Origin of the sequence: Anabaena sp. CCY 9613 (assembly GCF_963920895.1) — a bacterium.
Taxonomy (GTDB): Bacteria; Cyanobacteriota; Cyanobacteriia; order Cyanobacteriales; family Nostocaceae; genus Cyanocohniella.
The window spans coordinates 29552-54258 of the sequence record NZ_CAWUDE010000026.1 but is presented as its reverse complement, the minus strand read 5'-3'; the positions used below and the strand labels follow the sequence as shown (position 1 = coordinate 54258).

Here is a 24707-nt window from a genome sequence, read left to right as displayed (position 1 = left end):
CAACTCACCAACCTGCGATCGCTCCACCTCGGTAGTAATCAACTGAGCAGTCTGCCACCAGAAATTGTCCAACTCACCAACCTGCGATCGCTCCACCTCGGTAGTAATCAACTGAGCAGTCTGCCACCAGAAATTGTCCAACTCACCCACCTGCAAACCCTCGACCTTGACAATAATCAATTAAGTAGTCTGGCACCAGAAATTGTCCAACTCACCCACCTGCAAACGCTCTACCTCGACAACAATCAATTAAGTAGTCTGGCACCAGAAATTGTCCAACTCACCCACCTGCAAACGCTCTACCTCGACAACAATCAACTGAGCAGTCTGCCAGGGGAAATAAGACAACTGCCAAACCTGGAAAAATTGGATCTTCGTAGAAATCCAGTCCCCATTCCACCTGAGATTTTAGGGCCGAAGGATTCAAGCTTATTACCAGGCGATTTGAATGAAATTCTCGATTTCTATTTCCGGGTGCAAGACCCAGCTGAAACAGAACCTATTTACGAAGTTAAGTTCTTAATTGTTGGTGAAGGGGGAGCAGGTAAAACCTCTTTAGCCAAGAAAATCAAAGATGAATCGTACCAACTTCAATCGGATGAAAAATCAACCGAGGGTATTGAGGTTATCCGTTGGCACTTTACACAACCTAATGGCGAAGACTTTCGTGTGAATATCTGGGATTTCGGCGGACAGGAAATCTATCATCAAACCCATCAATTTTTTCTGAGTAAGCGTTCCCTTTATGTCTTGGTCGCTGATACCCGCAAAGAAAACACTGATTTTTACTGGTGGCTGAATGTTGTTGGACTCCTCAGTGATAATAGCCCGGTGATCATCATCAAAAATGAAAAACAAGACCGTCAGTGTGAAGTCAATGAACGCCAGTTGCGCGGCGAGTTTACCAATCTCAAAGAAGTTCTGGCTACTAACTTAGACACCAATCGCGGTTTAGCAGAAATTAAAGACGCGATTCAACTTTACATTAGTAATCTTCCTCACGTTGGCACACCGCTACCAAAACTCTGGGTGAGAGTCAGAGCCGCATTAGAAAACTATTCCCGCAATTACATCAGCCTAGATGAATATTGCCATCTTTGCCGAGTGAATAATTTAACAGACCGCACAGATATGCTGCGTTTAAGTAGTTATTTACACGACCTCGGTGTTTTTCTTCACTTCCAAGATGATGCCACACTCAAACACTACGTCATCCTCAAACCCGAATGGGGAACTACTGCGGTTTACAAAGTTTTAGATAATGATACTGTCAAGCAAAACCTTGGTTGTTTTACACGGGATGACCTCGAAAATATTTGGCAAGATGGCGAATATGCCCAAATGCGAGATGAACTGCTGCAATTAATGATGCGGTTCAAATTATGCTACGAAATTCCTAGTCGTCCTGGTACTTACATCGCGCCGCAATTGCTTTCCATTGAACAACCTGATTATAACTGGGACGATACCAACAATCTGATTTTGCGCTACAGCTATGACTTCATGCCTAAAGGTATCCTCACCCGTTTTATTGTTGAAACACACCCTTGGATTGAACAGCAAAAACTCGTTTGGAAAACAGGTGTTATTCTCCACAAAAACCAAACCCGTGCTGAAGTTATAGAAAACTACAATCAACGAGAAATCAAAATTCGTGTTACTGGTAGCCGTAAAAAAGAACTAATGGCAGTCGTTACCCATGAGCTAGAGAAAATTCACAGTTCTTATGAACGTTTGCAATATCAAACTTTTGTTCCTTGTAACTGCGATATTTGTAAAAACTTGCTGATTCCTCATTTTTATTCTCTGGAATCACTCAACAGACGCTTCAATGCTCGTCGTTATCAAATTGAATGTGAAAACAGCTATGAAATGGTAGATGTCCGCAGATTAATTGATGATGTTTTGTATTCATCTGAGCGAGAATATAGAGAAGATAGCCCTCAAGTAACAAAGTTACAAAGCGAATTAGAACAAGAGAGAAATAAATCTTTTTCACCTCAGCAAAAAGATAACCATCAAAAAGAGGTTTTCATCTCCTATACCCTACGGGATAATCATAGCGAAACCGTGGTAGAACAAATAGAGAAAGCATTTAAAGTACAAAATATTAAAATTATTCGTGATAAAAACGTTGTTGGTTACAAAGAAAAATTTAAAGCATTTATGCAGCGATTAAGCCAGGGTAAATGCGTGATTATAGTCATCAGCGATCAGTATTTAAAATCAGAAAATTGTATGTATGAATTAGTCGAAATTGCCAAGAATGGTAATTTCTATGACCGCATTTTTCCGATTGTGTTATCTGATGCAAAAATTTATGTTGGGGAAGAAAGAGTTGAATATATTAAGTATTGGGAAAAACGAAGAGACAAATTAGATGCAGCCATGAAAGAAGTGAGTGCAGCTAATATGCAAGGATTTCGAGAAGAAATAGATTTATATACTGAAATTCGCAACGCGATCGCAGAACTTACAAACCTGTTAAAAGACATGAATACCTTGACTCCAGAAATTCACAGCGAATCAGAATTTGAGGTATTGGTGCAGGCGATCGCCCAGCGTTTAGCTGACTGAAATTAACTGAAAATTAAACTTAATCGTAGGTTGGTGTTGAGGAACGAAACCCAACATTATGGTTTGTTTCGTTGGGTTGCGCTGCGCTTAACCCAACCTACGAGTAATAGTACAAGGTGTGTAGCAGTTTTGCAGATGGCATTAAGCCAATTGATTTACTTATTCATTCTCAGGAAAGGTTTGGACTTTACCATCGGGACTGAGAACAACTCGAATACGCATATTTTGTCCAGATTTATTGGCAGAGACAAAAGATTGACCAATTGTTGGCATTCCGGCACTCTCGATATATTCTCTTGCTGCCCGATTCAGGGGTAAAATCCGTTCGACTGTACCATCAACACCCACCAGCACACTGTATTCTAATGTTTGGGCAAATCCATTAGGTGGCTGCCAACGTTTGGTGAGTTGTTCTCTAGCTTCTGCTACTTGAACTGTGTCAAATAAGGTACCATCAGGAACGGCTTCTGGAGATGGGGGAGTTATGGGTTGACTATTCAATCTATCGAATGAATTAGTATCAACTGCCGCAGTAGGAGTATTTATAGATGAATTAATTGCCTCTTCTAGTTGCTGTGGGTTGACTGGTGAGGCTGATGGGGTAAGGGTATTGTTAGAACCATTATCGGTGACATTGGGCAGAGATGGGGGAATTGCAACGACACTGGGTGATGTATTTCTGTCAGGAGATAGACTAGGTGGTAAACTTCGTCTTTGGGGAATTGTAGTTTCAACTTGAGAATTTGGCTGTGTAATGTCTGGTATTAGATTTGGTTGAATCGCCGCACTTTGCTGATCGGGAATTGTTTTAGATGCTGCACGTGGGGAATTGCTAGCTCTACCCTCAAAGATAGATAGTTGATCTTGTGCAGATGGTAGAGAAGAGGTTGGAGAAAAACCAGAACTAAAAGATGGTGAGGAAGGTGCTATTGGTTGTGAAGGTAAACTAGCTGTGGGCAATGGTGCGTCTGCGCCAAACAGCGGTGGCGATGCCAAATCATCGGGAATTTTGATGTCAGATGATGTTGGGGGAATGTCGAGTGAAGGGGAGGATTCCAGGGCAATTTCCGTTTCTTGGGGATTTCCTGATTGTGCTATTTGTGGCTGTTTTTGCCGATTGTTATTAGCATATTGCAAAGTCATCGGTAGTAAACCTACGCCCAGTACCATGACGGCGGCGATAGGTGCCCAGGCTGGCAATCGCAAAGTTAATGTATTGTTATTGAGATTTGGTAACGCCATGACATCAGCAGAGTATTCGTCTAAGGCAGTTGCTAAATCAAATATTTGCAGCAGACTCAGTTGAATTACAGAACCAGATGACTGGTTGGCGAGGGAACCAAGATACAGATTATGAGTTAAATAGTTGCCTGGTTCTAAGTAGATTCTGCCTCCTGGTATTTGGGAGGTCAAAGATGGAAATGTTTTAGTAATTGGTAATGGAGTTTGGCGAAAATCTGTAAACTCCGAGTCCTGAGAAACTTTACTAGAATCTTGGGGTTCAGAAAGACTCAACCAAAAGCTATCGGGAGGTTGCTGTAAAAATCCTTGTACGTAATTAGTAACAGCGTCACACAAAATTTCTAGTTGGTCACGATCGCCTCGAATGGGGATTCGGCGTTCTTCTGGTAGTTGCGGATCATCAAAGTGCAGCTCGAAGGTTAGCTGCTTAATTACAGTTTTCCCCATCCAACGGGACAAAGGCGAACTTTGCGCCAGGATTTCTAGGGTGCAAGTCGGGGGTGTGTAGCGACGAATGACAGAATTTGATGGTGGCATGGCAGGAACGGCGAGGAAGACTATTATCTAAAGTTTTGCAGAACGGTCTATGAGTGCTAACCAAAGACGGCGGTGACCACCAGGCGCACTGTAAAACAGTAAATCTACAAGCAGTTTGAGCGCCAAGTTGGTCAGTAGATCCGTGGATATTTGGTCGTCCTCTTCCATCCGTTCTTGGTAGGTGTTGCAGAAAGCATCGATGTAATCTCCAAGTAAGGCAGCCTGATGAGGTTCCCGTTTGTTTTCCGCCATTTGTTCTAGTAGACCAACAGCACGGCGAATTAATTCTTGGTGCTGTTTGGCGAGGTAGCAGATGATCAAAACAAGCGATCGCGCTTCTTCTACATCTAGCTTTTTTCGCCCACCTTGACCTTTACGTAGGGGATTGGACTGACGCAATCGCCATAAAGCTACCCGGTCTGGCACTCTCGACTCTAAATTCAGATTGATTGCCGCAGAGAGCATAGCCTCGGAACCAATACCAGTTAAAGTTTCTAGCGCCAACAGCACCAAGTCTAACTGGGTTTTGATATTGTCCCATTGAACTGTGTTTGGGGCTGGAAGCTTAATTAAATCCTCCCACTGGGGATTTGGTGTGGCTGAATCGGCGGCCGAGTGCATAACTTTTAGCATAGGTGATCAGGCTGTAGGGGCTTGTGCTGTTACCCATTTTGAAACCAGACTCTGAAAGTTCAAGGTTGGTTTCCCATCGCTATTAGCTATTAGCTGCTGCTAGCTTTGCTCAATTTGGTAAACAGCAGTAGTCTTTGTCTTACTCTACTAGATGAAAATTTATTTTCAACAAATTTTATCGATCAAACCGATGAAACTCTTTCTAGCCGCACCTACTAGCTCAGTGTCAATGTATAAATAAACATTACTTAACCTAGTTAATATCTAATTGCTAATAGCTAATAATAGAGAGGATATTATTAATTAGCAATTAAAAATTATTAACTTATATAAGTGATTTTTGTTGCCAGTTTATTTAACATAAGCAATGGTGACACCACTACCGCCATCTGCCTGTTCGGCTGGTTCAAAATTACTAACCCTGGGGTGCTGTTGCAAAAATATGTGAACTCCTTGCCGCAATTTTCCCGTACCGTGTCCGTGAATAATCCATATCTGGCCAGAAGCTTCCGAAATTGCCTTGTCTAAAATAATTTCTGCATCACTGACTCGTTTACCGCGCAAATCCACTGTATTTTGAGAAGTACGAATTGCTGGGGCTGCTGGAGGTGGTGGAGTCACTACTTCTGGCGCTGGTTTCTTTTTCGCCACTGGTTCGGCTTTTTGACCATCCAAAGACTCGATATCTTCTAGCTTGACGGTCATCTTCATAATGCCAAAACGGACACTAAATTCGCCATCCTCATCGGGAGTGGTTAACACTTCTGCTGTTTGCCCAAATTGCGAAATTCGCACGCGATCGCCTACTTTGGGCATAAACCCAACTTTCGGTTTTGGTGGTACTTTCGGCTGATATTTTTGGGAAATTTGATTTAACGCATCGGTAGCTTGCTGGGCATCTTGGGCTTTGGGTGTACCTTTTTGCAAGCGGCGAATCACTTGGGCAATTTCACCTTTGGCTTGGGCGATCGCTTGTTGTACCGCGACTTCTTGATCAGCCCGCAAAGCTTTTTCCCGCTCCTGTAAAGTTTCGGCTTTGGCGGATACTTCTTTGTATAAACGTTCCGCTTGCTGCAATAACTTCTGCGCTTCCTCGGCTTTAGTTTCTTGACGGCGGCGTTGTGCTTCTAACCCAGCAATTACTTGGTTAACTTCGTCTGTCGCCTCGCCTACTTGATTTTTGGCTTGTGCCACAACTTCGGGTTTTAACCCTAAACGTTGGGCAATTGTCAAGGCATTAGAACGCCCAGGAATCCCCCAAAGTAGACGATATGTGGGTGAAAGTGTACTTTCATCAAATTCCACCGAAGCATTTTCAAACCGCGCATCTTCGTATTTCAGCGCTTTTAATTCACCAAAGTGGGTTGTGGCAATAGTTAGCTGGGCATGATTAGCCAGATATTGCAGCAAGGCGATTGCTAAAGCACTACCTTCTACGGGATCAGTTCCCGCGCCCACTTCATCTAGGAGGACGAGGGATGAGGAAGAATAAAACTCACCGTCCCCTGCTTCCCCTGCTCCCTGCTCCCCTGCTTCCCCATTCCCCAAAGCATCTAAAATGCGGCTAATGCGACGAATATGTCCAGAAAATGTCGATAAACTTTGTTGTAGGGATTGTTCATCACCGATATCAGCTAACACTTGGTCGAACCACGGCATTTCTACTGGTTCACGGGCGGGGACAAATAAACCTACTTTGGCCATTAATGCGGCTAAAGCTAGGGTTTTTAAGGTGACTGTTTTACCCCCTGTATTGGGTCCGGTAATTGTCACGACTCGAATATGCGGACTAATAAGTAAATCTACGGGAACTACAGCTTGTCCATGTTCGTGCTGCTGCTGCCACACTAGTAGAGGATGCCGTAATTGTCGCAGGGTAGTAATTTCTTGTTCCTCACGGTTAATAAATCTGGGGGGATTGGCTCCTAACCAAAAACTATACCTGGCTCTGGCGGTGGCTAAATCCAAGGTGGTGACAATTGCTAGCAACCGTTCTAAATCGGGTTTAACTGCGGCGACTTGCTCTGTTAAGGTGCGACGAATTGCTTCTTCTTCGGCTTGTTCTCTTCTAATGATCTGCCGTAGTTGGTTACCCAAAGGCACTACGGAATTAGGTTCTACGTAGAGCGTGGCACCACTGGTAGAAGTATCATGCACAATGCCGGGGATCGCGTCCTTTTGGGGCGCTTTTACGGGGATCACAAAGCGATCGCTTCGTTGGGTAATTAGTTGTTCTTGGACTGCTCCAGATTTAGCTTGTAAAATATTTTGCAGTTTTTGCGTGATTTGAGTGCGTGTTTTCCGCAAATCTGTGCGAATTTCTCCCAGTTTTAAGCTAGCCCGATCAGTTACTTGGCCGCGTTCATCAATACAACGGTGAATTTCCTGTTCTAGTTCAGGATAAGTCCGCAAATCGGCTACCAATGCGGCTAAAATAGGCACGTCTTCTTGGTTGTCAATGACACGCCGTAAGTTTCTCGCCCCCGCCAAGGTAGTAGCGATAGCTAGCAGTTCATCTCCGGCCAAAATCCCACTGCGTTCGGCTCGTTCTAGGGAATCGTCAATATCTTGGATACCCTCAAACGACAATCCCGTGGTTAAACGAGTTTCTAGTTGATAAATTTCTTTAGTTTGTTTTAATAACTGCTCACTTGCTGACTGAGACGCAGGTATTGTTAAATGCAGTGATGCGATCGCCCCGAGTTTAGTAGCCGCAAATGTGGAAAGATGCTGGCAAAGGCGATGCCATTCTAGTAGTTCTAAGGTTTCCGATTGGATCAAGGCTTCACTATCTAATCTGAAAGTATGGTAGCAATTCTCGCCCCTATAAGGTTAAAACCTAAAAGCAGAAAATTTGGCTTGTTCTCTATCTCCAGAGTCACCTCTGTTTCTACCCAGGGATGAAACCTACTTCATCACTGAATATTGCTGTTAATATCTTAAGGCAAATTTAAGATTTTCGGGAATCTGGGAAAATTTCAATTTTATTTGCTGCAAATATTTTGTATTTATTTAACTTTTACTATTTTTCACTACAAATTTTAAATAAATATATTTTTTTCATTTTGTTATTAACAACAGATTTGAGTTTGTGGGGTATTTTGGGCTGGATGTTAAATTTCTTCTTGGGCTTTACAGGAAATTTCACTAATTTTTTCGGCAGTATTATATTATTTAGCTCACTGATTATCAGCTTATTGCTGGGAAGATTAATAACGCCACCAATTGGCAAAAATTTTGCAGAATTTGGTGAAGATACAAGTAGCGATCGCTTGGTTGGTTGTGTGGGTACTGTTACTTCTTTTGACGTTCCCATTGAAAATCAGGAAAAAATTGGCTAAGTAGATGTGCTAGATCCCAAACGTAATCTTTTAACCATTAGTGCAGTTTTACCAGCATGGGCAACTGTAGCACCCCAACGTGGTGAAAAAGTCATCAATATTGAATGCCAACCTCAAAAATATATCGTAATTGCTAAAGATAGTTCTGATGAAGAACGTTGGTTAGCCAACTCGACTTTGAAAAATGCTTTAGAAAAACGTGCAGATGATGCTATTAGGGGGCCACAAGTTCTCCAATCCCCAAAAAAAATCGCTCCAAATTCCCCCACAATTTGATACCCTAGCTTAAACAGATTTGAGAAAAGTTAAAGCGTGGAAATTCAACTTGGGCGGGGAAAAACAGCTCGTAGAGCATATGGAATTGATGAAATTGCTCTAGTTCCCGGTAACAGAACACTAGATCCGAGTTTGGCAGATACTAAGTGGCGGATTGGCAATCTTGAGCGAGAAATCCCCATTATTGCCAGCGCTATGGATGGCGTAGTAGATGTAGAAATGGCTGTACGTTTGTCACAGTTAGGAGCCTTAGGCGTTATTAACTTAGAGGGTATCCAAACTCGCTATGCTGACCCAGAACCGATTTTAGATCGCATTGCCTCTGTCGGTAAACATGAATTTGTTGCCCTCATGCAAGAACTGTATGCTGAACCCATCAAGCCGGAATTAATTGAACAACGTATTCAGGAAATTAAACAACAAGGTGGTGTAGCAGCCGTCAGTGCTACCCCAGCCGCAGCTAGTAAATACGGTGAGGTGGTGGCAAAAGCTGGGGCAGATTTATTTTTTGTGCAAGCTACAGTAGTCTCTACAGCACATCTATCTCCTGAATCCATAGTTCCCCTCGATTTGGCAGAATTTTGCCGTTCCATGCCTATTCCTGTAGCCTTAGGGAACTGTGTGACATACGAAGTCACATTGAATTTATTGAAAGCTGGGGCGGCGGCTGTCATGGTAGGAATTGGCCCTGGTGCAGCTTGTACCTCTCGTGGTGTATTAGGTGTAGGTATCCCCCAAGCTACTGCGATCGCCGATTGTGCCGCAGCCAGAGAAGATTATTACCAGGAAACTGGTAACTATATTCCCATCATTGCCGATGGCGGTTTAATTACTGGCGGTGATATTTGTAAATGCATCGCTTGTGGTGCTGATGCTGTCATGATTGGTTCACCCTTTGCTAGAGCCGCTGAAGCCCCAGGAAGAGGCTATCACTGGGGAATGGCAACTCCTAGCCCAGTATTGCCCCGTGGTACCCGCATTAGTGTAGGCACAACTGGTAGCCTAGAGCAAATTCTCATTGGCCCGGCGGGATTAGATGACGGTACTCATAATCTTGTGGGAGCCTTAAAGACGAGCATGGGGACATTAGGAGCTAAAAACATTAAAGAAATGCAGCAAGTTGAAGTAGTGATTGCTCCTTCTCTGTTAACCGAAGGTAAAGTCTACCAAAAAGCGCAACAATTAGGGATGGGTAAATAATAGCGAGTAGGGATGAGGAAATAATTAATAATAAATAAATTTTTTCCCATACCCCATGTTCCATGCTCTATACCCCATGCCCTAATTTAAATTCTTAAGAAAATTTTTCCAGACTCTCAAAACAATCTCTGGAAAAATCACATATGTCGCCTACAATAGAGATAGCGGAGACGCATGTTTCCGTTCACTCCTCACACCACACTCCGCCCGGACTACTGTTCGGGCGGTTCCTTATGTATATACATATTTTCTTTAGTTTCGTTGCAAATGTACATTCTTCACTTCGTAGCTCCTGTTTTTGCTATGGTAGAATTTTCACGAAACTCAGAAATATAATCGGCAAAGGTTTTTAGGCATGTCAGCAGCCGCACAAGTTACGGATTCTAGTTTTAAGCAAGAAGTACTCGATAGCGATGTACCCGTTTTAGTTGACTTTTGGGCCCCCTGGTGTGGCCCTTGTCGGATGGTAGCTCCTGTTGTTGAGGAAATAGCTTCTCAGTATGAAGGTCAAATCAAAGTTGTTAAAGTCAACACTGATGAGAATCCTAATGTTGCCAGTCAGTACGGTATCCGCAGCATCCCCACTTTGATGATTTTTAAAGATGGGCAAAAAGTTGATATGGTGGTCGGTGCCGTGCCTAAAACTACATTAGCTAACACGTTGGAAAAATATCTTTGAAACTCAATTGGCCACAAAATCCTGTTGAGTTCTTCCTGGTTTTTAGGTTTAGGTAAACATTTGTTAACAAGTTTGCGAGACGCGAAACTTCGCGTCTCAATACAACTTTCTCCTGTGGTCAACAGTATGAGATTGTCACTGCTAAATTAATACGTTATGGGCTAGTACCGCAAGACGGAAGTCAAAAGTCAAAATGTTCTCTTTTACCACTAGCACCTTGGTTAATTTTTTCCTGAAGGTGCTTTTTAGTGTCAACGAGCATCAACAGTCCTGACTCAAGACTGGATACAGAGGTTGTAAATTACAGCCCAAAATTAGGTAGAATGTAATGCCATTGTAGCCAAAGTTCTCATGACCTCATCTGCGTCGTTTGACACATTAGAGACTCTCCAGGCGGATATCGCTGAACTATTTGATCGCTTACCGACGTTAAAAAATCGGCAACTAATTCAGCAGGCACTGGCTACTATAGTGCGTCTAGCTGAGAGCGAGATTGAACGTCTTGACTGGAAAATTTTATCGGCTGCTTTAGCAGATATGGAGCTGGGTTTCCAGCTATTTTATGACTACCGACACGTCCGCAAAGTAACTATCTTTGGTTCGGCTCGTCTATCGCCAGAAACGCCAGAGTATAATATGGCTTTGGAATTTGCCCGCTGTGTTTGTCAAATGGGATTCATGGTGATGACAGGCGGCGGTGGTGGCATTATGCAAGCGGGCCACGAAGGTGCTGGTCGGGAAAATTCCTTTGGACTCAATATTCAGTTGCCATTTGAGCAGCAAGCGAACCCATTTATTGAAGGTGATCCCAAGCTGATTCACTTCAAGTATTTTTTCACCCGGAAGCTATTCCTCCTGAAAGAAAGTGATGCTGTGGCTTTGTTTCCTGGCGGTTTTGGCACTCAAGATGAAGCATTTGAGTGTATGACCTTAAGCCAAACAGGTAAATTTGGCCCTGTTCCCTTAGTCTTAATTGATCATCCTGGTGGAGATTACTGGCGGTCTTGGAGCGAATATGTTGACCAACAATTAGTCCAAAAAGGTCTTGTGAGTCCTGAAGACCCTAGCCTTTACACAGTTACAGATAACTTGGAAGTAGCTTGTAATGCCATTACGGGTTTTTACCAGGTTTATCATTCTAGCCGCTATGTCGGTGACCAGTTGGTAATCCGCTTGAAAACAGATTTATCTGATGTTGAAGTGGAGAAATTAAATGCTAACTTCAGCGACATTCTAGTTAAAGGAAAAATTGAAAAGAGTCAAGCATTGCCTCAAGAAAACCAAGACGAAACAGCAGATTTGCCCCGGATTGTGTTGTATTTTAATCAACGTGACTTGGGTCGTCTGTATCAGATGATTGCGGCAATTAACCAGATGGGTACACCTTCAATAGAAGATAAAAAACATCCAGAAAGGAAGTAAATTTAATTACCGCTACCTGCGGTAACAACTGTGGGTAAAGCGGAAATATAACTGGGCGATCGCTTATACTAAATTAGACAAATAATCACAATTGCATTGCCATTTTTTTAATTTATTTACCTTAATTTAATCAAAAAATAAACCTGCGTGTGCAACCCAGTCCACAAGAGGTATTGTATACCAAGATGGCAGATTATTTAGGGTTGCGGTATGAGTAATTTCAGCACTAAAGTGCTGACTACGAATTAATGATTTCCCGAAAGCTTCTATCGTCGGCAATTTCATCAAAATCAATGTCTGATGCGGCATCTTCTTTATATCGGGGATTCAGTTGAATTGCTTGCTGGAGACTTGCTAAGGCTAATTTTAGTTGTCTTTGTAGAGCATAACAGGCGGCTTTATTGTAGTAGGCACTAGCATAATCGGGATTAATTGCCAGTGCTTTGTTAAAACTCACTATCGCTTCATCATCTTCTCCCAGTCTCACCAAAGCATAACCGCGTTTATCCCAGACTTTGGGAGAATTGGGGTTAATATTTATGGCTTGATCAAAACTAGCGATCGCATCTTCATATTGTTCTAACTCTATCAAGGACAGACCGCGATTTAACCAGACCACAGGATCATCTGGTTTAACTTGGGTTGCTTTATCGAAAGAGGCAAAAGCTTGTTGATGCTGTCGTAGTTTACCAAAAGCCACACCGCGATCGCACCAAGCTTGGTGATAATCTGGCTGAATTTCGATAGCTTTTTCATAAGAAGCGATCGCATCTTGGTAGCGTTGTAGTCTACCTAAGGTTAAACCACGTTTTAACCAAGTTACCGGGTCATTGGGCTGAATTTCTACGGCTTGATTATAAACTGCGATCGCATCTACATACTGTTTTTCAGCAAAAAGTTTATCTGCTTCTTGAATATAATTTTCGGCTGATAATTCTAGTTGTGGTGGCTGTATTTGTTCTGTTTCAGCCACAGTTGGTGGCTCCATGTCAGCCAATTCTTGTAATATCAGATCCTTACGTTGTTGCGCGTCTACTTGTAACTCTGAAAGTTGAGAGACAAAATCTGTTTCTAACTTTTCTAATTTTTCTAAAATCAGCAGTTTTTGTTGTTGAGCATTGGATTGTAATTCAGAAAATTGTGAAACAAACTCTGAGCCTGATTTTTCTAAATTTTCTAAAATTTGCTGTTTGCGGTTTTGTGCGTCTATTTGTAATTCTGATAATTGAGATTGAAACTCTGATTGTAATTGTGTCAAACTCTCTAGAATGTTTTCTTTTTGTTGTTGGGCATTAGACTGTAATAAAGCTATTTCCGCCTTAAATAAACTTTCTAATTCCTTGATGTTTTCAATAGTGATATCTTTTTGTTGATTAGCATCTGTTTGTAAACTGCCTAAGCTTTCAAATATTGTATTTTTTTGCTGCTCAGTCTCAGACTTCAACGAACTTTCTAATTCCTTGATATTTTCAATAGTGATATCTTTTTGTTGATTAGCATCTGTTTGTAAATTACCTAAACTTTCAAATATTGTATTTTTTTGCTCCTGAATTTCCGACTGTAAATTAGATACTTCTGATTTCAATAAATTTTCTAATTCCCTGAGATTATTTAAAACGCTATATTTTTCTTGTTGAGCATCTATTTGTAAGCTTGATAAACTTTCTACAATGTTATTTTTGTGTTGTTCAGTTTCAGAATGTAAGCCTGAAAGTTGAACTATAAATTCATGTCGAGATGTTGCTAAATCTTCTAGATTTATATTCTTTTGTTGTGTGACTTCTCCCTGTAACTCAGATAATCTTTCAGCAGTCTCATCTGCTAATTTGGCTAAATTTGCCAACGTTGTCTCTTTTCTTTGTTGCGCCTCTAATTGCAACTCAGATAGCTGGACACCAAATTCAGATTCTAAGCTTTCTTGAATTTGTTTAACTTTTATTTCTAATTCTGCCAATATATTATTTTTTGACTGCAATAACTCCGATGATAAATTAGCTAAATTTTCTTGCTCTCTGGTGATATTCTGTTGTAGCGTATCAACTTCTTTTTCTAATTGTCGATTAACTTTTTTAGATTCTTGAATCAAATTTTCGGCATCTTGTTTAACAATATTTAGCTGATTTTGTAAATTTTCCATTCCCTGTAGCTGCGCCATTGCTCTAGCCACAATTTCTCGAATAGCTACTCGTCGTAATAGCCAAAATAAAGCAATCACGGCTACAGGAAACAAACTCAAGATGACTAACCAGACATTGAACAGGATAGTTGTGCTAGTAACCGGACGCTCCAATTCAGTTTGAACTTGTGCTTGAGTGGGAACTTGCGCTAACTCTACCCGTTGCTGATGCGATTTAATCTCAGCCGTATTCGTCTCTGTAGAAACGGATGTTCTAGTTTGTCCGCTAACAATATCAGCAGACAGCAACAACGGCGAAAAGATAATGGCACTTTTCAACGCTAAGGTGAGGATAACTTGGTTTTTGCGCTTCATGAAAATTATCCTGATGTTCTGGTCAGTTTGGGAAGTGGCAAGCCTATCTCCAATCTATACCAAAATCCCATTTTGACAGGTAGCGACAAGAAAATGATCATTACCTGGCGGTCAAGTTGGTTTTTTTCCGTAATTCGTAGTTCATCAATTGTGGTCAGGATAACTCTATTGCTAAGGAATGTGGATTTAATAAACCTCACCCCCAACCCCTCTCCTTGGTAAGGAGAAGGGAGACTTTGACGCAAGTCAAAGGCGGGGTGAGGTCAAAAACTAGACTTGCATGTTATTTAATTTATATTCCTCAGGGAACAACAAAAATCACTCTATGTCTAAATAGTTATCTTTGCTTCCCCGTAAAAACACCCCTTAGTATTGTGATAGAGATTAGATAATTTATTGCTCGGCAAACCCTAAGTATACCTATCCCAGGAGGGTTATGATATTTGATAATTTTCGTCGCCAATTGCGTAAAGAAGCGCAACTATGGCAAGAGGAAGGACTTATTGATAACAATTTATACCAACAACTTGCCCAAAAGTATCAATTTAATAGTTTAGAAACTGCTGCACGCGATCGCTTCGTATTTATTTTGATCGCAGTGGGTGCCATATTACTAGGATTGGGTGTAATTACTTTCGTTGCTGCCAACTGGCAAGCTTGGAGCCGAGAAGTTAAAGCAACACTATTGTTAAGTATATTCTTGGGCACTAATATTACAGGTTTTACCCTGTGGAACTCATCCAGCAATCTCCCCTCTAGAGATAGAAAACGCCGCCGACGTGTCTTAGGAGAAGGTTTGTTACTATTAGGTGCGTTAAGCATAGGGGCAAATATGGCACTGTTAGCGCAGATGTTCCATATTGGCGGTTCTAGTTATCAACTTTACTTAGGCTGGGGGTTGGCTGTGTTATTCATGGCCTACGGTTTGCGCTTAACTTCCTTAAGCATTCTTTCCCTAATTTTGTTCCTCATTGGGTATTGGGTGGGAATATTTGATGGGAATATTTCTCGCAGCGAGTGGTCATGGGGGCGACTCATCATCGAACATATGCCCCTAGTAATCACTGGGTTATTTGTTCCTCTAGCTTACTGGTGTCGTTCTTTAGGAATTTTTAGAGTTACAGCGATCGCCTTTGTGATAGCCTGGCAATTTCATCTCCGGTCATTGCAAGTTCTCACCTACATTAATGTGTCACCTTGGTTTGCTATAGCTGCCTTTGTCCTGCCACCAGCATTATTGTGGAGTTATAATGACCGACTATTTAGACCAATCAATTCTCTAAAATTTCAGCCTTTTGCACAGGCGCTTGGCTTAGTCTTTTTGAGCGTCATGTTTTACATGCTTTCCTTCCGGTGGGTGTGGGAAGCACGTACAGTTGCTTCCGCAAACGACCTCATAAATACACTTTTAAGTAATTGGCTACCCTTAATAGATGTGGCGATTTTTACATTAATAGCATTATGGCAATGGTGGGAATTACTCCGTCCCAACAACCGCGATTGCGCGGAGCGCAGCACCAGAGGCGATACGCGTAGCGTCAAGCCTTTGGCTTATCGCCAACAAACAGATATTAAGACTATAGTCATTGGTGGCTTACTTATCGTTACCGCTTCAATTATTTTCATACATCAAGCCATCAACCCCATTCCTGTACTTGCCATCTTTGCTTTTAACGTCCTCTTAGCAGTCTTTGCGTGTGGACTCATTCGGGATGGACTGGAATTAGGACAAAGACGCGCCTTTTGGGGTGGCATAGTCTTACTAGCACTGCAAATCATCAGCCGGATGTTAGAGTACGAAACCGCCTTACTTTTCAAATCTCTAGTCTTTCTTGTGTGCGGTGCAGCAGTAATTATCGCCGGACTGTGGTTTGAACGCTATTTATCTTCTCTCCCAGATGCATCTTCTGAAACTCATCACTCATAAAACCTTTGCGTTTAAATTCAACCTATGACAACATTACCTTCCCCAACCCCAGAAAAGCCCTTGCTTTGGCGGTTTGTAATTCCTTTGTTAATTCAAGCAGGGTTCATCTTAGCAGTACCAGCCCAAGCCGTTTACACCCTCATGACTGGGAGAACAGCCGTTTTACAAACAGTACCAGTAGATCCTTATGATTTGCTGCGTGGTTACTCAGTTATCCTTAATTATGAAATTTCCCTTACCAGCAATTTAAAACAACTTCCCGGCTGGACAGAACTAGTCAAACAACATCCGAGTTCTCATCAACAATTTGACTTAGAATCAGGAACTAATTTATACGTGATTCTGGAAGAGCAAAAATCTACTGGTGAAGTTCCCCAGGCTTGGAAACCTGTAAGAGTAAGTGGAGAATTACCAACTTCTCTCAATGACAATCAAATCGCCTTGAAAGGTATTAGTGGCTATAACTCAATTTCCTACGGCTTGGAAACTTACTACATCCCAGAAGACCAACGCAACGACATTAATAATGATATCTCCACAGCTAGACCCCTCAAACCAGGACAACCGCAACCCATAGTCGTAGAGGTAAAAATTAATCCTCAAGGTAACGCTGTGCCTTTAAGTATGTGGGTACGCGATCGCAGATATAATTTTTAGCTTGCTAAAAATTGGAACACTGTTCGGACATCATCTCAGCCCCTATACCCTTCCCAACTCTTGGAACATGGGCGTACTGAGGTAACGTTCGCCAAAAGAAGGCTGAATCATCACGATTAACTTACCGACATTTTCTGGACGTTTACCTACCTGAAGCGCAGCACATAAAGCAGCACCGGAGGAGATTCCAGATAATAAGCCTTCTTCTTTTGCTAAACGCCGTCCATAGGTCATGGCTTGTTCATCGCTGACTCTAATTACTTCGTCAATCAATTCCAGACGTAATACATCTGGGACAAAACCAGCACCGATACCTTGAATTTTATGAGGCCCGGCTTCACCACCTGAGAGGATAGGACTATTGCTGGGTTCTACTGCTACAACTTGTACACTAGGCTTACGTTGTTTGAGGATCTCTGCAATACCAGTAATTGTCCCACCAGTACCTACTCCGGCAATGATAATATCTACTTCCCCGTCGGTATCTGCCCAAATTTCCTCGGCGGTGGTTTCTCGGTGAACTTTGGGGTTAGCTGGGTTACGGAATTGTTGCAGCATCAAAGCATTGGGAGTATTAGCCACGATTTTTTCCGCTTGACGAATAGCTCCCCGCATTCCTTCTGCACCTGGTGTTAATTCTAAATTTGCACCGTAGGCTTTGAGCATCGAGCGTCGTTCTTGGCTCATTGTCTCTGGCATAGTTAAAATCAACCGATAGCCACGGGCTGCTGCTACCATCGCTAAAGCAATACCTGTATTCCCAGAAGTGGGTTCTACTAAAATTGTTTTTCCTGGCTCAATTAAACCTTCGGCTTCTGCGGCCAGAACCATGCTGATTCCTATCCGGTCTTTCACGGAAGCTGCTGGGTTCATACCTTCGAGTTTGACAACTATTCGAGCCGCTACTTCTTCAGATTGAGGGATTTTATTTAGCTGAACTAAAGGAGTTCTACCAATAAGTTCTGTGACATCTTTAGCAATTTTCATAAATTAACTCCTACAATTTTTCATCTATTGCCAATTCTTTACCGATAACAATCAACTTGTATGTATTTAATTTATATTCGCGCCTAAATGTAGGTTTAGTCTATCTACTCAAAAAACAAAATTTATGATCTCAACAATCAATTTGCTGCAATTCTCTCATTCATTCTGCTCACATTATGTTTTTTAGTTACTATATTGCCCTTGAATAAGTTTAAATTGATAATTTTTGCTACTTTTGGCTAGACTGGATTTTTTGATTTTTCGCTTACCCTGTAAGCATTTGAGAGAAAATGTCCTTATTTATGAAACAGTGCGATTTTGATTTTTATAAATTATATTTAGTATAGTAAGCTGCATTTTATTAAAATAATTAATGGTTTTTTTAGTAGTTTAGTGTACACTCACCACATAATCTATTTGCTTGAGTACAAGTTTAAAAAGCCAAAAATTAGCATAAAACCTGTCATTAACTACCGCCCCATATAGCTTTGAGCTTGAGTGCATAAACGCCAGAACCCCACCTCATCAATACTAGTACCCCACCTCAAAAATACTAGTACCCATACCCCTAATAATTTGTTGAAGCCTGATGAAATAACAGTTGTAGGCTTTGAGTACAACTTTAATGAATTTAATAATCTTAATCTAGCTAGGCTAAACTCTGATAGAGAGAGGCGGCTGATATAAATTTTGTAGGATTTACGCAGAGATTCCCCTCTACCCCCCGAAATTCACTGGGTTTTACCCAAAGAATGAGGGGGGACTTCTTAACTCCTCTTTTCCTCTTTTTATCAGGTTCCCAAAATTGCCGAGTTAGAAGGTGTTATTCCTAAGTTGATAATTATAGCGTTTGTGGAAAATTGAGTAATTTTCTAGTAATCAGTGAATATGCTAGTAACTGATAGATGTTTAGTATCAAAACTGTTTGAGCAGTGGAAATAAAAATCTGCTTAGGTAAACAGCAACAGAGATTTTTCTGGGTGCATAGTACCTAAAGAGGGAGAGCAAATATGAAATTAAAACTTCTAAATGTTCTCACAGTTTGCCTAATTACTTTAGTAGTATTTTCTCCAGGACTAGTAGTATTTAGCATTGTTTGGGGACGACACGTAGAGTTTGTTAGGATGCAGAGTTTAGCCTGTAATCTCAACAAAAAAACTACAGGTGATACTGACTTCGTTTCTCCAACAACAGGCAAAGATTTATCTCAATGTCAGACTAATATTACAATTTCTGACCGCAACGTCGTGAACCCAATATCAGCTGCTGCCGAGCAATATAAACTGGTTACCATCCTGCAATGGTTTGTCTTAATTACCCCTATTTTTGTGGGATTAGGAATTATTGTTTACGACAGGTATCTTGTTTATCGTGCTGCTATCTTAAAAGAACAAGTTGAAATGTTGGAAAGGCTTTGGCAGCAAAGTATCGAGTAATCATCAATTCTTAGTTTGTTTCTGAAAAAAATCAAAACATCATGACAGAAGAACGCCAAATCCAATATTTCGATTTGATTGACCAGTTGCTCAAATGTCCCAACGGTCAAGAACCAGAAATTTTAGAAGCTCAACCGGAATTGATTGATGCTGGCTTTGTGGAGACAATGCTGCAAGTAGCGAGTACATTTGCACATCAAGGTAATCAAGATGGTGCCCAGTTTTTATTTTTTGTTGCTCGTGAATTAGCTAAACAACTGGGTTTATATCCTGAAGCGCCAAATTCTGAAGTGACAAATAAGGAGTAAAAATGCTATTGACTGAAACCGACGCTGGACAAATTGCGTTAGAGTTCCTCATGGCAGACTGGAACATCTCAGAAGATCATAGAGAGTGGTTTACATTCTTTAGCTCTCGGCTTGTGGGTGAGAGTTGGTATATTGTGGAATTGGGTGTAGAAGGATTCCCAGATAGGTGGTTTATTCAAGTTTACGATACGGGAATGTGTGACCCGAACTATACATTTATTTCCCCTGTATCTGGTTCAGATGGGTTTATCGACTTTGTAGATGTGCCAGATATGGTAGCTGAAGTTTTGGTTGCAGAGCGTAAAGCTCGATAAATATAATTCGTAATTCGTAATTATGAAAAAATAATATTGTACCTGAGGTGATTCTAATAGGAATTAAACCTCATTTTTTTTGATGATTTGATTAACAAAATGGAATAAAATCTGTTATTTGTCATGCTTAATTGACAAAAATATGTTATATTAAATAGCGTGATGAGCGCTACAGAAATATGAAGTAAAATGATTGCTGAACATATCCTAGCGAAAGAATTCACAAGAGTCGTCAGTCACTATTATCCAAAACTTGGGGAAATACTGGACGGGTGTCATGTGAAAGTCATAACCTGTTTTTGGGGACGACCAGCTAGACGTTTGCAATATATAGGGATTTACTGTAATGAAGAAATGCTTCCCTATGTGCAAGCCCACGTAAATATACTCCGAGAACTAGCAGATAATATGGGGCTAGTTCAAGTAGTCTGTATGAATGCGAAACGATTACTACGCGATCCGATGTCGAAGTTGAAGCATACCAATCCTCGCTTATGGTTGGAGCTGCAATGGCTGGCAACTGAAAACAACAATTGCCAACAATGAAAACTGGACTTTTCTGCAATTACGAAAATCATCATCAAGATACCCGGCGCACGATCTTTGAACAAGTGGCGTTGGTGCAACAGGCGGAAAGCTTAGGTTTTGAAGAAGCCTGGGTGAGTGAGCATCATTTTAATGAATTCAATCTTAGCTCTTCGATGTTGCTGTTAATGTCACACTTAGCGGGACTTACCTCAACTATTAAACTAGGTACGGCGGCGGTGTTATTGGCATTTCACAACCCCATTCGGGTAGCGGAAGATATTGCTACTCTGGATAATTTGTGCAATGGCAGATTGTTATTTGGGGTTGCGAAAGGTGGCCCTTTTCCCCAACATCACAAGCATTTTGCTACCCCAATGGGCGAATCTCGTAGCAAAATGCTAGAGGCCACGAAATTGATTCAGCAGCTGTTATATGAAACTGACGTGTCATTTAACGGACAGTATTATCAATGCGATCGCCTGACAATTTATCCCCAACCATTGCAGTCACAAATTCCAGTTTATGTTGCCACTGGTGATGATCAAGGCATAGAATTTGCTGCCAAAAATTCTTTTGGTTTAATGGGAGGGCCACCCTTCTCTTTAGAGAGATTAAAAAATACTGTGGCTAAATATAGAGCTTTCAATACTAGTGGTTCCGAAAAACTGGTATTGGCACGCTTTTTTTATGTAGGTAAAACCTACGATGAAGCAGTAAGTGAGGCGTTACCATTCATTCGCAAATTCAGCCAAAAAATGCAAGCCAACTCGGCTGAAGTAATGCAGAAAAGTGCAAATCCCAACCAAAAACCATTTGACCGCACCAACATTTGTTTCGATGAAGACTATTTGATTGAAAACTCAATTATTGGTGATGTGAGGACTTGTCGAGACAAAATCAAGAAATTTCAAGACGAGTTAAATCTCGGTACATTAGCACTCAAACCCGCCTCTATTGTTTTGTCAAAAAACTTAGAGAGTTTGCAGCGCTACAGTCAAGAGGTTCAGAATTATGTCTAAATTACATTTGCTTCCTCCCGATGATTTGCCACCTACCCAGGTGACAAAACAGGATGGAATGCTGCATCTGGAACTAGAAAGATCCACTGGTAGATGCTTTTTTCAGGCTTGCGATCGCATCACGCAAGTCCTATTGTCTAATTGTCAGTGGTATCTCACTAAAAATGGCACAATCTTGATGTTGATTGTTGATTGCCCTGACTTGGTATCTTACTGGCACATAGTCAGCAATATACCCCAATTAGGCAATAGATTAGAAAGGTTTACCCATAACGCCAAAATCCGCGTTTATCCTCCATTTGGTAAAGGGGCGCCATTTGAAATCAGCGTCAATGAAATTTCAGCTTATCGAGATTGGCTGTAAGATTACCCCTTCCCCGCCGTCGGGGAGTGGGGATGAACCTCTAGCCTCTAGCCTCTATTTCCATTCCCAAATTGGCGCGAATTTCACTAATTTGTACATCCCAATATTGATCCCATTTTTGAGCAATAAACTTACCTGAAGTTTGGGAACCTAGATTGTATCCTCGGATAATTTCAGACATTAAGTATTGGAAATTATTTGGTTGATAAAGACTAATCATTACCAGACCAAAACTGATAATCATTACACTAATAGGAATAGGATTTTGACCTGCAAAAAAAGCTTGTAATCCAATTTCTCCAATTTCATCAGTATCAAATCCTGCAACTATGTGATAGATATCATGGGTGCTTCTCCAAAGCATCTTGAGATACGAGATATCATCAACAACAGGAACTTTTTTATAAAAGTAAGGATTAAACCCTGTTGAGCGAATTTTATGAGCATATACATGACCCAAGGTTCCCTCTGGTAGCTGGCTTAACTTATCTAGATTGTAAGGTTCTGGTAGCCAGCGTTCTTGAAACAGGATCTTGACTTCAGGATTTTTTTTCAATTCATTAACGGCTAGCTGTGCCATTTCTGTTTGATCAAGTGCGTCTTCAAAATCAAACACGGGGTCAGCATTGCCATCATCAGTTTTCAGGGTGCTAGATGCCAGAAATTTAATAATGTAGGTAAGGAGTCCTTTATTTGGGTTGCAAGTAATTACATTGACCATAGTTATTCTCTGCATTGAAATATAGCTTGATTTAATGAACCCTGAAGTGCATTAATTAAAACTTATGCGTTGTCGGTAAAAGAAGAATATGCATTATTTATTTTTGATTAAAAAAAATTAATTTTCATTGAACTTCAGGGGGATTGCATAAATCTAGAAATTATTGTTTATTAAAAGATTACAGATAAACACTAAATTTGACTTGATGTGCGAATTAGATCTCAACTATTCAGTTAAAAATTAAATAGTTATAACCTAATTATTGTTTGCCAAAATGGCAATTGAGTAAAATTTATTTTCAGTAATGATGATTATTAGTAGCTAATATACAGACTTTAAATTGATGAATTTTCAAGTATATGGTATAAAATAACCTAAATTTAACTATTAATTAAACTGCTATTAACAATAAAGTTCAGGCGCAACCATAGACTTTTTTTATACTTCAAAAAAAAGTTATGTTAGACCCCGTACAAACTATTACTATCTTTCAAAAACAACCAGACCCTAAGATATTCACCGCCAATCAAGTGATTTTTGACGAAGGACAAACTGGTGATTATATGTACGGGGTGCTAGACGGAAAAGTTGATTTATCAGTTAATGGTAAGGTTGTAGAGATAATTCAACCAGGAGATGTGTTTGGTACTGGTGTATTGGTGGGAATAAAAAACAGAACTTACACCGCCACAGCGCAAACTGATTGTAAACTAGCTTTCTTGGATGAACATCGGTTTTTATTTGCTGTCCAGGAAACACCAATGTTTGCACTCTTAGTTATCAGAAGTTATTCTGAACGTCTGAGTCGTTTAAACCATCACGTGTAAATTTTATACTATTAAATTAGGCAAAATATTGAGGTGATAAATCAGCTACTTTTTTCCTCAGCCAAGCATACCAATTATCTAAACCCTCTCCAGTTGTGGCAGAAACTTGGAAAATCTGCATTTGCGGATTGACCTGTCGTGCATATTCTAGACATTTTTGGACATCAAATTGCACATAAGGCAGCAAATCAATCTTTGTGAGAACCATGATTTCACTAGCACGGAACATATGAGGGTATTTAATTGGTTTATCTTCTCCTTCTGTCACGGAGAGAATGACTACCTTTGCTTGTTCTCCTAAATCAAATAAGGCGGGACAAACTAAATTACCCACATTTTCAATCATTACTATCGAATCTAGCGGTGGGTTTAATTGTTGTAAACCCCTATCAATCATCGATGCATCTAAATGACAACCTGTACCAGTATTGATTTGAACGACTTTACAACCAGTTTCTTGAATTTTTTTAGCATCATTAACAGTTTCTTGGTCGCCTTCAATCACACTCATAGATAACTGACTTTTTAAATCATTGATAGTGCGAATTAAAAGTGTTGTTTTACCTGCGCCAGGAGAACTCATTAAATTTAATGCTAAAATATTTCGACCTTTAAACCATCCCCGATTTTGGGCTGCTATCAAGTTATTTTTAGCTAATATATCTTCTTCTAAAGATATGGTTGTATTATGTATTTTGGCATGAACTTGAGGTGCTTCATGGTGAGTTTGATGATGATGGGAGTGAGTGATTACAGTACCATCAGGTAAAGTATGAGTATGATGATGGTGATTGTGTTCCACCGCATCAGTTTCTAGATTGGTAATTTTGCCTTCAGCATCATCAGAACAACCGCAGGTTACACACATAATTCCTCAATTTCTATTTCCTTAATTTTCAGTTCTTCACCAGCTATTAAATCTAATTGTGTGCTACCACAATTACATATACCAAAAGGCTTATCTAAAACGAATTCTGCACCACATTGACGACACTTAGCTAAACCAGGAATTTCTCTAATTTCTAATGTTGCGCCTGTTAAAACAGTACCTTGAGTACAAATATCAAAACAAAATTGGATCGACTCAGGCAAAATAGCTGAAAGTTGACCAATTTCTAATACCACGCGTTGAACTTTTGCACCTTTAGCGTGTTCACTGACAATTGCCACAATATTTTGTGTAATTCCTAATTCGTGCATAAAATTCTCTTCTTTCTTCTT

Annotated in this window: 22 protein-coding genes and 1 pseudogene; 15 read left to right on the top strand and 8 right to left on the bottom strand. The window is 40.7% G+C overall.

Annotation, left to right across the window (positions count from 1 at the left end):
* The coding region (locus tag ACM0OT_RS22270) for a COR domain-containing protein (RefSeq protein WP_414566566.1) at positions 1–2577 on the top strand (2577 nt) is incomplete at its 5' end.
* Between the two features lie 159 nt (positions 2578–2736).
* Here the strand turns inward: ACM0OT_RS22270 and ACM0OT_RS22265 are convergent.
* The 3 genes from ACM0OT_RS22265 to ACM0OT_RS22255 all read right to left on the bottom strand — a co-directional run bounded on the left by ACM0OT_RS22265 (position 2737) and on the right by ACM0OT_RS22255 (position 7770).
* Positions 2737–4356, bottom strand: coding sequence for a DUF4335 domain-containing protein (locus ACM0OT_RS22265; protein ID WP_414566565.1), 1620 nt, complete (start codon positions 4354–4356; stop codon positions 2737–2739).
* Between the two features lie 27 nt (positions 4357–4383).
* Positions 4384–4989, bottom strand: coding sequence for a DUF3038 domain-containing protein (locus ACM0OT_RS22260; RefSeq protein WP_414566564.1), 606 nt, complete (start codon positions 4987–4989; stop codon positions 4384–4386).
* Positions 4990–5340: 351 nt separating this feature from the next.
* On the bottom strand, positions 5341–7770 hold the full coding sequence (locus ACM0OT_RS22255) for an endonuclease MutS2 (RefSeq protein ID WP_414566563.1): 2430 nt from the start codon (positions 7768–7770) through the stop codon (positions 5341–5343).
* Positions 7771–8054: 284 nt separating this feature from the next.
* Here ACM0OT_RS22255 and ACM0OT_RS22250 point away from each other — a divergent pair, with 284 nt between their 5' ends.
* The 5 genes and pseudogenes from ACM0OT_RS22250 (at position 8055) to ACM0OT_RS22230 (ending at position 11907) form a co-directional block, all read left to right on the top strand.
* On the top strand, positions 8055–8330 hold the full coding sequence (locus ACM0OT_RS22250) for a hypothetical protein (protein ID WP_414566562.1): 276 nt from the start codon (positions 8055–8057) through the stop codon (positions 8328–8330).
* Positions 8331–8336: 6 nt separating this feature from the next.
* Entirely contained in the window at positions 8337–8606 is a 270-nt protein-coding gene (locus tag ACM0OT_RS22245; protein WP_414566561.1) for a hypothetical protein, read from the top strand.
* Positions 8607–8642: 36 nt separating this feature from the next.
* Positions 8643–9806 (top strand): GuaB3 family IMP dehydrogenase-related protein, encoded by a 1164-nt coding sequence (locus ACM0OT_RS22240; RefSeq protein WP_414566560.1) that lies wholly within the window; start codon positions 8643–8645, stop codon positions 9804–9806.
* Between the two features lie 331 nt (positions 9807–10137).
* Positions 10138–10485: pseudogene (gene trxA / locus ACM0OT_RS22235) on the top strand (thioredoxin); the annotation flags it as partial.
* Between the two features lie 351 nt (positions 10486–10836).
* Positions 10837–11907, top strand: a complete 1071-nt coding sequence (locus tag ACM0OT_RS22230) for an LOG family protein (RefSeq protein WP_414566559.1) — start codon at positions 10837–10839, stop codon at positions 11905–11907.
* Between the two features lie 238 nt (positions 11908–12145).
* On the opposite strand, the gene ACM0OT_RS22225 is transcribed toward ACM0OT_RS22230, so the two are convergent.
* On the bottom strand, positions 12146–14398 hold the full coding sequence (locus ACM0OT_RS22225) for a tetratricopeptide repeat protein (RefSeq protein WP_414566558.1): 2253 nt from the start codon (positions 14396–14398) through the stop codon (positions 12146–12148).
* A gap of 436 nt (positions 14399–14834) precedes the next feature.
* Between ACM0OT_RS22225 and ACM0OT_RS22220 the strand changes: the two genes are divergently transcribed.
* Both ACM0OT_RS22220 and ACM0OT_RS22215 read left to right on the top strand, forming a co-directional pair.
* A complete protein-coding gene (locus ACM0OT_RS22220; RefSeq protein WP_414566557.1) occupies positions 14835–16325 on the top strand; it encodes a DUF2157 domain-containing protein in 1491 nt (496 codons plus the stop codon).
* Between the two features lie 24 nt (positions 16326–16349).
* Positions 16350–16982, top strand: a complete 633-nt coding sequence (locus ACM0OT_RS22215; protein ID WP_414566556.1) for a GDYXXLXY domain-containing protein — start codon at positions 16350–16352, stop codon at positions 16980–16982.
* Positions 16983–17024: 42 nt separating this feature from the next.
* Here the strand turns inward: ACM0OT_RS22215 and cysK are convergent, their stop codons facing one another.
* On the bottom strand, positions 17025–17969 hold the full coding sequence (cysK, locus tag ACM0OT_RS22210; protein ID WP_414566555.1) for a cysteine synthase A: 945 nt from the start codon (positions 17967–17969) through the stop codon (positions 17025–17027).
* Positions 17970–18979: 1010 nt separating this feature from the next.
* On the opposite strand from cysK, the gene ACM0OT_RS22205 reads away from it, so the two are divergent.
* The 6 genes from ACM0OT_RS22205 to ACM0OT_RS22180 all read left to right on the top strand — a co-directional run bounded on the left by ACM0OT_RS22205 (position 18980) and on the right by ACM0OT_RS22180 (position 21938).
* Positions 18980–19405 carry a hypothetical protein gene (locus ACM0OT_RS22205; protein ID WP_414566554.1) on the top strand — a complete coding sequence of 142 codons (426 nt, stop codon included), beginning with the start codon at positions 18980–18982 and terminating at the stop codon, positions 19403–19405.
* A gap of 41 nt (positions 19406–19446) precedes the next feature.
* Positions 19447–19713 (top strand): hypothetical protein, encoded by a 267-nt coding sequence (locus ACM0OT_RS22200; protein ID WP_414543610.1) that lies wholly within the window; start codon positions 19447–19449, stop codon positions 19711–19713.
* A gap of 2 nt (positions 19714–19715) precedes the next feature.
* Positions 19716–20027 (top strand): hypothetical protein, encoded by a 312-nt coding sequence (locus ACM0OT_RS22195; RefSeq protein WP_414566553.1) that lies wholly within the window; start codon positions 19716–19718, stop codon positions 20025–20027.
* Between the two features lie 189 nt (positions 20028–20216).
* A complete protein-coding gene (locus ACM0OT_RS22190) occupies positions 20217–20573 on the top strand; it encodes a hypothetical protein (protein ID WP_414566552.1) in 357 nt (118 codons plus the stop codon).
* Complete coding sequence (locus ACM0OT_RS22185; RefSeq protein ID WP_414566551.1) at positions 20570–21574, top strand: LLM class flavin-dependent oxidoreductase; 1005 nt, start codon at positions 20570–20572, stop codon at positions 21572–21574. The genes ACM0OT_RS22190 and ACM0OT_RS22185 overlap by 4 nt, the downstream gene beginning before the upstream one ends.
* The gene (locus tag ACM0OT_RS22180) at positions 21567–21938 is read left to right on the top strand and encodes a hypothetical protein (protein WP_414566550.1); all 372 of its coding nucleotides are present in this window, start codon (positions 21567–21569) and stop codon (positions 21936–21938) included. Before ACM0OT_RS22185 ends, ACM0OT_RS22180 begins: the two co-directional genes overlap by 8 nt.
* A 40-nt stretch (positions 21939–21978) precedes the next feature.
* Here the strand turns inward: ACM0OT_RS22180 and ACM0OT_RS22175 are convergent, their stop codons facing one another.
* The gene (locus tag ACM0OT_RS22175) at positions 21979–22659 is read right to left on the bottom strand and encodes a Coq4 family protein (protein ID WP_414566549.1); all 681 of its coding nucleotides are present in this window, start codon (positions 22657–22659) and stop codon (positions 21979–21981) included.
* A gap of 458 nt (positions 22660–23117) precedes the next feature.
* On the opposite strand from ACM0OT_RS22175, the gene ACM0OT_RS22170 reads away from it, so the two are divergent.
* Positions 23118–23486 (top strand): Crp/Fnr family transcriptional regulator, encoded by a 369-nt coding sequence (locus tag ACM0OT_RS22170; RefSeq protein WP_414566548.1) that lies wholly within the window; start codon positions 23118–23120, stop codon positions 23484–23486.
* A gap of 16 nt (positions 23487–23502) precedes the next feature.
* Here ACM0OT_RS22170 and hypB read toward each other — a convergent pair whose 3' ends face one another.
* On the bottom strand, positions 23503–24354 hold the full coding sequence (gene hypB, locus ACM0OT_RS22165) for a hydrogenase nickel incorporation protein HypB (protein ID WP_414566547.1): 852 nt from the start codon (positions 24352–24354) through the stop codon (positions 23503–23505).
* Complete coding sequence (hypA, locus tag ACM0OT_RS22160; RefSeq protein ID WP_414566546.1) at positions 24345–24686, bottom strand: hydrogenase maturation nickel metallochaperone HypA; 342 nt, start codon at positions 24684–24686, stop codon at positions 24345–24347. Before hypA ends, hypB begins: the two co-directional genes overlap by 10 nt.
* Between the last annotated feature and the right edge of the window lie 21 nt (positions 24687–24707).